Origin of the sequence: Bacillus sp. SD075, from assembly GCF_017355165.1 — a bacterium.
Taxonomy (GTDB): Bacteria; Bacillota; Bacilli; order Bacillales; family DSM-1321; genus Peribacillus.
The window spans coordinates 1-9,552 of sequence record NZ_JADILK010000080.1 but is presented as its reverse complement, the minus strand read 5'-3'; the positions used below and the strand labels follow the sequence as shown (position 1 = coordinate 9,552).

The following is a 9,552-nucleotide window of genomic DNA, read 5'->3' as shown; positions in this document are numbered from 1 at the left end:
AGGCCGCGCTTTTGCGCGGCCTTTTTACGTTTATCCCATTGAATGTTTAAAAGAGGATGCCCATGCGCACCCTCTTTTAATTTGGTTAAATTTGTTACCCGATATCCAGTATATGCTCAAAATTCATCTTTATTTGTATAAAAATGGGTTTAATGGAAAAAATAAAATCTATAAAGATTGGAGGGTATGGAGATGAAGCGGATTCTTTCTCTATTTTTAACCGTATTGGTAGCAATGGGTTTTAGCATCCCGCATACAAAAGCAGCTGAAGAAAAAGGAGTCGAATTGGCGGGAAATGCTAAATCCGCTATTTTGATTGAACGGGATACAGGTACTGTTCTCTATGATAAAAATGCAGATGTTCGTCTTTCACCGGCCAGCATGACGAAAATCATGACGATGCTGCTGATCATGGAGGCAATCGATAAAGGCGAACTTAGCATGAAAGAGAAAATCAGGACTAGTGAGTATGCTGCATCGATGGGCGGTTCCCAGATCTTCCTCGAGCCAGGTGAAGAAATGACCACAGAACAAATGCTCAAGGGCATCTCGATTGGTTCGGCGAACGATGCATCGGTGGCGATGGCTGAACGTCTTGACGGATCGGAAGAAGAGTTTGTTAGGAAAATGAACAAAAAGGCAAAAGAACTCGGGTTGAAAAATACAAAGTTCCAGAATGCAACTGGCCTACCTGTTAAAGATCATTACAGTTCTGCACATGATATGTCGATCATGGCGAAGGAATTATTGAAATACGATACGATTACAAGGTTCACGGGTACATATGAAGATTATCTCCGTGAAAATACCGAAAAGAAATTCTGGCTTGTCAATACGAACAGATTGGTGAAATTTTATCCTGGGGTCGATGGACTGAAGACAGGATTCACAAATGAAGCGAAGTATTGTTTGACAGCGACTGCCAAAAAAGGGAATATGCGCGTCATTGCCGTCGTTTTCGGAGCTGTTTCTCCAAAGGAACGAAACGCTCAGGTCACCAAGATGCTGGATTATGCATTTTCACAATACATCACATACCCGATTTATAAACGCGGCGAGGTGTTAGGAGAAGTTAAGGTAAGTAAAGGACAAAAGAAAACCGTGGTGGGAGTGACAAGTGAACCAATTTCAGTTTTGACAGCCAAAAACGGAAAGGCAAAGGACTTTACAAAAAAAATCACGCTTGATAAAAATTTGGCTGCCCCGATTAAAAAAGGTGATGAAATTGGTATGCTTGAATTGAAGAAAAACGGTAAGGTGTATGTCGAATCTCCGATTGTTGCGAAGGAAACGGTTGAAAATGCCACTTGGTGGCAATTGTATAAACGGGCTTTCGGCATGTTTACCCAGGCGAAATAGAATAAATTGTCGCAATGCCTGTTAATCATACTAATTTAGGCGAAACTCCACTAGTTTTGCTAGTAAGAAGGAATCGGCAGGTGAAAAAGAGAATTTGACTCTTTATAAGACAGTGAAGGAGGCTGTATATAATGAGTCTTACGATTAATATGGAGGCGAAAAATCGTGTATTGTGCATTCGTCTCAAAGGTGATTTAGATCATCATACAGCAGAAAAATTGAAAAACCAGGCAGAGGCAGCCATTCAGAAGCATAATATCAAACATATTATCCTCAATATGGAAGAATTGGATTTTATGGATAGTTCAGGACTCGGAGTTATTTTAGGGCGTTATAAGCAGGTAAACAAAAAGCAAGGTGAAATGGTGGTCTGTGCAATTTCTCCAGCAGTAAAGCGGTTATTTGAGATGTCAGGGTTGTTTAAAATTGTTAAAATGGAACTATCCGAAAAAAACGCTTTGCAAAGACTGGGGGTTGCCTAAGATGAAAAATAAAATGGAAACGAAATTTTCTGCACTTAGCCAAAATGAATCTTTTGCCAGGGTTACAGTTGCGGCTTTCATTGCCCAATTGGACCCGACGATGGATGAATTGACAGAGATCAAGACTGTCGTGTCGGAAGCCGTTACGAATTCGATTATCCATGGGTATGAGAGTGACCCGGAAGGTTGGGTCTACATTTCAGTGGTCATCGAAGGAGATACTGTGGAATTGACCATTCGGGATGAAGGACTGGGCATTGAAGATGTCGAGGAGGCTAAACAGCCATTATTTACGACAAAACCCGAACTTGAACGTTCCGGTATGGGATTCACCATCATGGAAAACTTCATGGATGAAATCAATATAATTTCCCATAAGGGCGAAGGCACGATCATTCGATTAAAAAAGCACTTAACTACAAGCAGAGCTTTGTGCAATTAAGGGAGACTTGCATATGGATGTGGAGGTTAAAAACGAGAAGAGCAAGAAAGGCCAGCCCCATTTAAAAGATGAGGAATTGCGAAATTTAATCCAACGCAGCCAGAGCGGTGACCAAGATGCGAGGAATCTGATTGTCAATAGCAATCTGAGGCTTGTATGGTCAGTAGTGCAAAGATTCCTCAATCGAGGTTACGAACCGGATGACCTTTATCAAATAGGCTGTATTGGTCTGTTGAAGTCCGTGGATAAATTTGATTTATCGTTTGAAGTGAAATTCTCAACGTATGCTGTGCCTATGATCATTGGTGAAATCCAACGTTTTATCCGTGATGACGGAACGGTTAAAGTGAGCCGGTCATTAAAGGAAATGGCGAATAAAATTCGCAGGGCCAAAGAGGAACTTTCAAAGACGTATGGCCGTGTTCCTACCGTCAATGAATTGGCGGAACATCTGGAGCTGTCACCAGAGGAAATCATCATGGCCCAAGAAGCCAGTAGGAGCCCTTCATCCATCCATGAAACGGTTTACGAAAATGATGGAGATCCGATTACTCTTCTTGACCAGATTGCCGACCATAATGAAACATCCTGGTTTGATCAAATCGCTTTGAAAGAAGCCATACATGAATTGAATGAACGTGAAAGGCTGATTGTTTTCCTGAGATATTATAAAGATCAGACGCAATCGGAAGTGGCGGCAAGGCTTGGCATTTCCCAAGTCCAGGTGTCAAGGCTGGAAAAGAAGATTCTTCAGCAAATGAAAAACCACATGAATCAGTGATTCATGTGGTTTTTCATTGAGCTGAAAGTAAATCTTGATTTTAGGAAAAAGTAAAAGTGATTCTTATCAGGTAGGTTGAAAATATGGGTGGGATCGAATTTTTAGTTGAATTTAGGATTAAAAACGAATATTATAGTAAAGGTCGCATTTTTCATTCGTTTTTTTATCGCATTTTCAACGAATAATGGATCAAGAAAAGCGCAGATGCAGTACAATTTTAGGACACCTTGTCTTTTCGTGCAAACGGTTGTTGGTGTTTCCTTTAGATCTGGAGGTCTAAAATATGTTTATGGAAAAGTTTTTCTCCCTGAAAGAAAATGGGACGGATGTCCGTACAGAAGTCATGGCGGGTGTTACGACATTTTTAACTATGGTTTATATCCTTATTGTGAATCCGGCTTTATTGTCTTCAATCGGAATTCCATTTGAACAAGTTTTCATGGCAACGGTCATATCAGCGGTGATTGGTACCCTTATCATGGGGCTCGTTGCAAAATACCCGATTGCGATAGCACCAGGTATGGGTTTGAATGCTTATTTTGCAAGCGTCGTGGGTGCACAGGGCCTCTCATACCAGACTGTATTCGGTACGGTCTTCATTGCTGGTTTGCTATTTCTATTAATTAGCGTGACAAGCTTGCGTAAAATGATAATTGATGCAATTCCTAACTCATTAAAATATGGCATCACATCCGGAATTGGTTTATTCATTGCGTTTATCGGATTGAAAAATGCTGGAATCGTAGTGCCTAATGAATCAACGATGGTGACGCTTGGCGATTTGCATCAGCCTGGAACCGTCTTAGCGTTAGCAGGCTTATTCATTACCTTGATTTTTATGGCCCGTAATATTAAAGGGGCTATTTTCATTGGTATGATCATTACGGCAATCATTGGCTACTTTATCGGTTTGCTCAACTTCGATGGGGTCTTATCTGTTCCTCCAACACCGGTATTTTTCGATATCGATATTGCTGGGGTCTTCACGAATTCTTTATATTCAATTGTTTTCGCCTTTTTACTTGTGACGATCTTTGATACGACAGGAACCTTGATTGGCGTGACGGAACAGGCAGGACTAACGAAACATGGGAAAATCCCTCGGGCCAAGAAAGCCTTTTTAGGTGATGCAATTGCGACGACAGTCGGCTCGATGTTTGGTACAAGCCCATCAACTGCCTATGTTGAATCAAGCACGGGAGTGGCAGCAGGAGGACGTACGGGGTTAACCGCCACTGTGGTGGCAATCTTGTTTGCTGCATCGATTTTCTTTTCTCCATTGATATCGGCAATTTCTTCGGTTCAAGCAATTACAGCTCCCGTTTTGATCATCGTAGGATGTTTCATGATGGAAGGACTGGCTAAAGTCAATTGGAAAATTTTTGATGAAGCATTTCCGGCATTTGCGATCATTTTAACGATGCCGCTCACTTCAAGTATATCTACAGGGATTGCAATCGGGTTCATAACATATCCGCTTATGAAGGTATTCAGTGGAAAAGGAAAATCGGTACATCCGCTCATTTATATTTTTGGATTGATATTTTTGGTTCAGCTGATTTTCTTCCCCGCTCATTAATGTATGAATGTAAATCAAAAAGACATGCTGTCATTGCAGCGTGTCTTTTTTTATTTTCAATTTAGTAATATTTGGACATGGTTCACTTCCTGCATTTTCAATCAGTTTCCAATCCATACTACTAACATAAGGAAATAAAAGGTCGGGATGTGATGATAGTGGCAGTTGTATATATCAGGATGAGGAACCGTGTACAAGTAAAGGGAAATCAAACGGTGAGGATAAAAGATATTGCAAGGATAATCGGACCTGAAGAAGTGATTACCATAATTGAAGAAATCTTATTATTAACGGTCAAGAAGGAAGATAGGAATATTATTGTCATTGATTTAGCTCAAGTTATCATGGCCATCCGCAAGATGGATCAGACTATTGAAGTGGAGACATTCGGGCCCTCCCAAACGATCATCGAAATCGTCCTCTCGAAAAAGAAAATGTCATACCTGACATTCGCCTTAGTTTGGTTTTTGTTATTTGTCGGCGGCGGGATGACGATCATGAATTTTCATGTGGATGTCAGCATGGGGGAAGTGCATCAAAAAATCTTTACTATAATAACGGGAAAAGTGGACGATAAGCCATTATTGATCCAAATCCCATATAGCTTCGGTCTTGGTATAGGCATGATTCTATTTTTTAATCACTTCTTTAAAAAACGCTTCAATGAGGAACCTAGTCCGCTCGAGGTTGAAATGTTCAACTATCAGCAGGATTTGGACAGTTATGTAATCATGAATGAAAATAAGGAGAACGTGCGCCGCCTTGATGACCGGTAAAATCATCTTCGGAATCTTTGTCGGTTTAGCCGGGGGTTTTGCGACAGGTGCCGGCTTTGTAGCGTTTTTAACTGTACTTGGGGTGATTCCGAGACTGACTCAGCTGACAAAAACAATGAAAATGATCCATTACTACGAAGGGGCTATCATTACCGGAGTTGTCGCAGGAACATGGTTAGGATTACAGGAAACGGAATTTTCCCTCCCGCATTTTTTATTAATTCCGATCGGTTTGGCTGACGGGATTTTTAATGGGATGCTCGCTGCTGCCTTAACTGAAGTCCTGAATGTATTTCCGGTTCTATCAAAGAGAATCGGAATTCAAGAGAAAATCATTTATCTGTTAATGGCCCTCGTATTGGGAAAAATAGCCGGATCATTATTCCAATGGATTTATTTTGTCGATTTATAAGTTTATTAGGTAACTATTCCTGATGATGAAAGGTAGGCCCAAGATGGTGACCAAACGAAAAGTGATATTGATTACGGATGGAGATGAGTATGCGAAACGGGCTGTCGAGCATGTAGCCAAGGAAATTGGGGGAAGATGTATCTCCATGTCCCAGGGTAATCCATCACGATATACGGGCTTGGAGCTAGTTGAATTAATAAAAAAGGCGAAGTATGATCCAGTATTGGTCATGTTTGACGATAGCGGTTTTATCGGTGAAGGATCCGGCGAACAGGCAATGAAGGTAGTTGCCGGTCACCCTGATATTGATGTCCTTGGAGTGATAGCGGTCGCTTCAAAGACTAGGAGGGAAGAATGGACTAAGGTGGATATCTGTATTGACCGTGATGGTAATTTGACACCGAACGGTGTTGATAAATACGGAGCCGAGGAATTTGAACTGGGCAAGATTACAGGAGATACGGTGTATTGCATCGATCAATTGCATGTTCCCATAGTTGTAGGGATAGGGGATATCGGAAAAATGTCCCATCAGGACGATTTTAAAAGAGGAGCACCGATAACGAAGCTAGCGGTGGAAATTATTTTGGAAAGGAGTGGTCATGATGACTTCAGAAAAACATGAAAACATGAAACCGATTCCGAGTAGGGTAGCGGAAGTTGACGCGTACATGAAAGAGAAAGTAGGTCTGGGCGTCAGCTTCGACTTAGGGGTAAGAAGGATAAAGGTCCTTAGAAAAGATGTGCATCTTTACTATATAAACGGATTGACGGATACAGAGTTCATCATGGAAATCCTCGATTCTCTTATTCATAACAAAAATGCTGAAATCTTGACCACTAAAGTTTTTGATGCAGTCAAAGACTTGCTCGTACACCAATCCGTCGAGGAAATAAAGACGATGGATGAGCTTGTTGATCAGGTATTATCCGGTTTAATAGTCATTGTTGTTGATGGTAAACCAATAGGATTGGTTGTGGATGTCAGGAGTTATCCCGGGAGACAGCCAGTAGAACCCGATACGGAAAAAGTCGTCCGTGGGTCAAGGGATGGTTTTGTTGAGAATATCATCGTTAACACAGCGATAACAAGACGGAGGATCCGGGATGAAAGATTACGTTTCGAAATGTTGCATGTAGGGGAACGATCGAAAACGGATATATCCATCGGCTACATTAAAGATATTGCCGATCCCGATTTGATAGATATCATTCGTAAGGAATTGAATGGTATTGAGGTTGATGGCATAACGATGTCTGATAAAACGATCGAAGAGTTCATTGTCAAGCAAAGATATAATCCATACCCGCTTGTCAGGTACACGGAACGGGCTGATGTAGCTGCAACGCATTTACTTGAGGGGCATGTCCTTATTTATGTGGATACGTCACCGAGTGTCATCATTACTCCGTCCACCCTTTTCCATCACATGCAACATGCTGAGGAGTATCGGCAAGCACCTGCTGTTGGATCCTTGGTGCGCTGGGTACGTTTTTTGGGGATTTTCGTTTCGTTATACTTGCTGCCGATTTGGTTATTGTTTTGTTTAGAGCCTTCCCTCCTGCCGGAGAAGTTTGAGTATATCGGGCCGAATGAAAAAACGCATATACCCATTGTGATCCAAATCTTCATTTCCGATATTGGGATAGAATTTTTAAGGATGGCAGCCGTTCATACCCCGACCCCGCTATCTACGGCAATGGGCTTGGTTGCTGCCGTTTTGATAGGACAGATAGCGATAGATGTTGGCCTATTTGTTCCTGAGGTGGTTCTCTACGCTTCCGTAGCGACAATCGGTACATTTGTCACTCCAAGTTTAGAATTAGGGGTTGCAAATAAGATTTCCCGTTTAGTCCTGCTAGTGTTGGTTGCTTTATTTAAAGTGCCTGGCTTAATCATAGGCATCACACTCTACATTATTATGCTTACAAGTATAAAAACGTTAAATACACCTTATTTATGGCCGCTTCTCCCGTTTCAGCCGAAGGCCTTGTCACATATAATATTTAGAAGACCTTATCCAGGTACTGTAGAACGTCCGAGTATTGTACATCCCCAGGATATATATAGGCAGCCGAGAAAATCTAAAGGTTGATGTTGTCGAAAAGTTGTGGTAATTTAATTTTATTCGGATAAAGCGGTAATGTTAGGATTCACAAAGAGATAGAGCTACTATGACTCTTTGGAGTTTAAACCAATCTGTCTTTCCCTTCGAACTACTAAGCAGTCATAGAGAACAATATTTAGGATTCGGATGAGGCTTGTTCATATAGAGGACCCTTTTTCACTTACAGCAGGGTTTCTTTATTTGAGGCTGCCTCATTTCTTATTAATCTTTAGTTTTAAGTCAGGAAGGTGAGGCTATATGCATTTGTACGGAACCGGTGGTGTCAATGAACGTGGACATCTGGAGATTGGCGGAGTGGACACGATCGAACTGATCGAAAAATTTGGTACCCCACTATATGTTTATGATGTAGAGCTAATTCGCGAACGGGCAAGAGGGTTCAAGAGAACTTTTGAGGAATTGGGGATCTCAGCTCAAGTTGCTTACGCAAGTAAGGCCTTTTCTTCGATTGCCATGATCCAGTTGGCTGAACAAGAAGGACTTTCTCTCGATGTTGTCTCAGCGGGGGAATTGTATACGGCAATTAAGGCGAATTTCCCAACTGAACGGATTCACTTTCATGGAAATAACAAAAGTGAAGAAGAGCTACATATGGCTTTGGATTATGACATTGGCTGTATAGTAGTCGATAATTTTTCAGAGTTGACACTTTTGGAGGAAATTTGTACAAACCGTGAACAAAAGGTGAAAATCCTACTTCGTGTAACACCAGGAATCGAAGCCCATACGCATGATTATATCTTGACAGGTCAAGAAGATTCGAAATTTGGTTTTGATCTTATTAACGGTCAGGCCGAAGGTGCCCTTCGGCAAGCCTTGCAAAGTGAATTTCTGGAAGTGCTGGGACTGCACTGTCATATCGGTTCCCAGATCTTTCAAACGACCGGTTTCCTTCTTGCAGCCCAAAAAATTATTGGTAAAATGAATGATTGGCATGGCTCGATAGGGTTTCAACCAAAGGTATTGAATCTCGGAGGAGGATTCGGGATCCGGTATACACAGGAGGACGACCCGTTACCGGCTTCTCAATATGTTGAGGAAATCGTTAGGGAAGTGCAGAACCTGATTGCTGATTCTGATTTAGTGATGCCTGAAATCTGGATTGAACCTGGCCGTTCATTAGTAGGAGACGCCGGTGTGACACTGTACAAGGTCGGTTCTGAAAAGGAAGTTCCTAATGTCCGTAAATATATTGCCGTTGACGGTGGCATGAGTGATAACATACGTCCCGCTCTTTACGAAGCGAAGTATGATGCCATTCTTGCAAACCGGGCGCTTGACCCTGTAGAAGAGACAGTGTCCATTGCTGGGAAATGCTGTGAAAGCGGAGATATGTTGATATGGGATTTACCATTGCCAAAAGCCGGCCGCGGTGATGTCTTGGCGATATTCTGTACAGGCGCATACGGATATTCCATGTCTAATAATTACAATCGGATTCCGCGACCTGCTGTCGTCTTTGCCGAAAATGGAGAGGCCCGGTTGGTCATCAAACGCGAGACGTACGAAGATCTTATCCATTTGGATTTGGCCCTTCATGAAGCGGCAGTCGTCAATAAAGAATAAAAAAAGGATGGCATTGGCCATCCTCC

At 41.9% G+C, this 9,552-nt stretch carries 10 protein-coding genes; all 10 read left to right on the top strand.

Annotated elements, in window-relative coordinates; translation table 11 throughout:
- Nucleotides 1-192: 192 nt before the first annotated feature.
- The 10 genes from IOC57_RS24865 to lysA all read left to right on the top strand — a co-directional run bounded on the left by IOC57_RS24865 (nt 193) and on the right by lysA (nt 9,526).
- A complete protein-coding gene (locus IOC57_RS24865) occupies nt 193-1,359 on the top strand; it encodes a D-alanyl-D-alanine carboxypeptidase family protein (protein WP_207441236.1) in 1,167 nt (388 codons plus the stop codon).
- A gap of 131 nt (nt 1,360-1,490) precedes the next feature.
- Nucleotides 1,491-1,841 (top strand): anti-sigma F factor antagonist, encoded by a 351-nt coding sequence (spoIIAA, locus tag IOC57_RS24860; RefSeq protein WP_034308142.1) that lies wholly within the window; start codon nt 1,491-1,493, stop codon nt 1,839-1,841.
- 1 nt (nt 1,842) lies between these two features.
- Nucleotides 1,843-2,283, top strand: a complete 441-nt coding sequence (spoIIAB, locus tag IOC57_RS24855) for an anti-sigma F factor (RefSeq protein ID WP_034308139.1) — start codon at nt 1,843-1,845, stop codon at nt 2,281-2,283.
- A gap of 13 nt (nt 2,284-2,296) precedes the next feature.
- A complete protein-coding gene (sigF, locus tag IOC57_RS24850) occupies nt 2,297-3,064 on the top strand; it encodes an RNA polymerase sporulation sigma factor SigF (protein WP_034308137.1) in 768 nt (255 codons plus the stop codon).
- A gap of 289 nt (nt 3,065-3,353) precedes the next feature.
- Nucleotides 3,354-4,643, top strand: a complete 1,290-nt coding sequence (locus IOC57_RS24845; RefSeq protein WP_207441241.1) for an NCS2 family permease — start codon at nt 3,354-3,356, stop codon at nt 4,641-4,643.
- A gap of 155 nt (nt 4,644-4,798) precedes the next feature.
- The gene (locus IOC57_RS24840; protein ID WP_207441239.1) at nt 4,799-5,419 is read left to right on the top strand and encodes a stage V sporulation protein AA; all 621 of its coding nucleotides are present in this window, start codon (nt 4,799-4,801) and stop codon (nt 5,417-5,419) included.
- Complete coding sequence (locus IOC57_RS24835; protein WP_207441238.1) at nt 5,409-5,831, top strand: stage V sporulation protein AB; 423 nt, start codon at nt 5,409-5,411, stop codon at nt 5,829-5,831. The genes IOC57_RS24840 and IOC57_RS24835 overlap by 11 nt, the downstream gene beginning before the upstream one ends.
- A 43-nt stretch (nt 5,832-5,874) precedes the next feature.
- Entirely contained in the window at nt 5,875-6,456 is a 582-nt protein-coding gene (gene spoVAEA / locus IOC57_RS24830) for a stage V sporulation protein SpoVABEA (protein WP_057278873.1), read from the top strand.
- On the top strand, nt 6,437-7,927 hold the full coding sequence (locus IOC57_RS24825; protein ID WP_207441234.1) for a spore germination protein: 1,491 nt from the start codon (nt 6,437-6,439) through the stop codon (nt 7,925-7,927). Before spoVAEA ends, IOC57_RS24825 begins: the two co-directional genes overlap by 20 nt.
- 270 nt (nt 7,928-8,197) lie before the next feature.
- A complete protein-coding gene (gene lysA, locus IOC57_RS24820; protein WP_207441232.1) occupies nt 8,198-9,526 on the top strand; it encodes a diaminopimelate decarboxylase in 1,329 nt (442 codons plus the stop codon).
- Nucleotides 9,527-9,552: the final 26 nt, after the last annotated feature.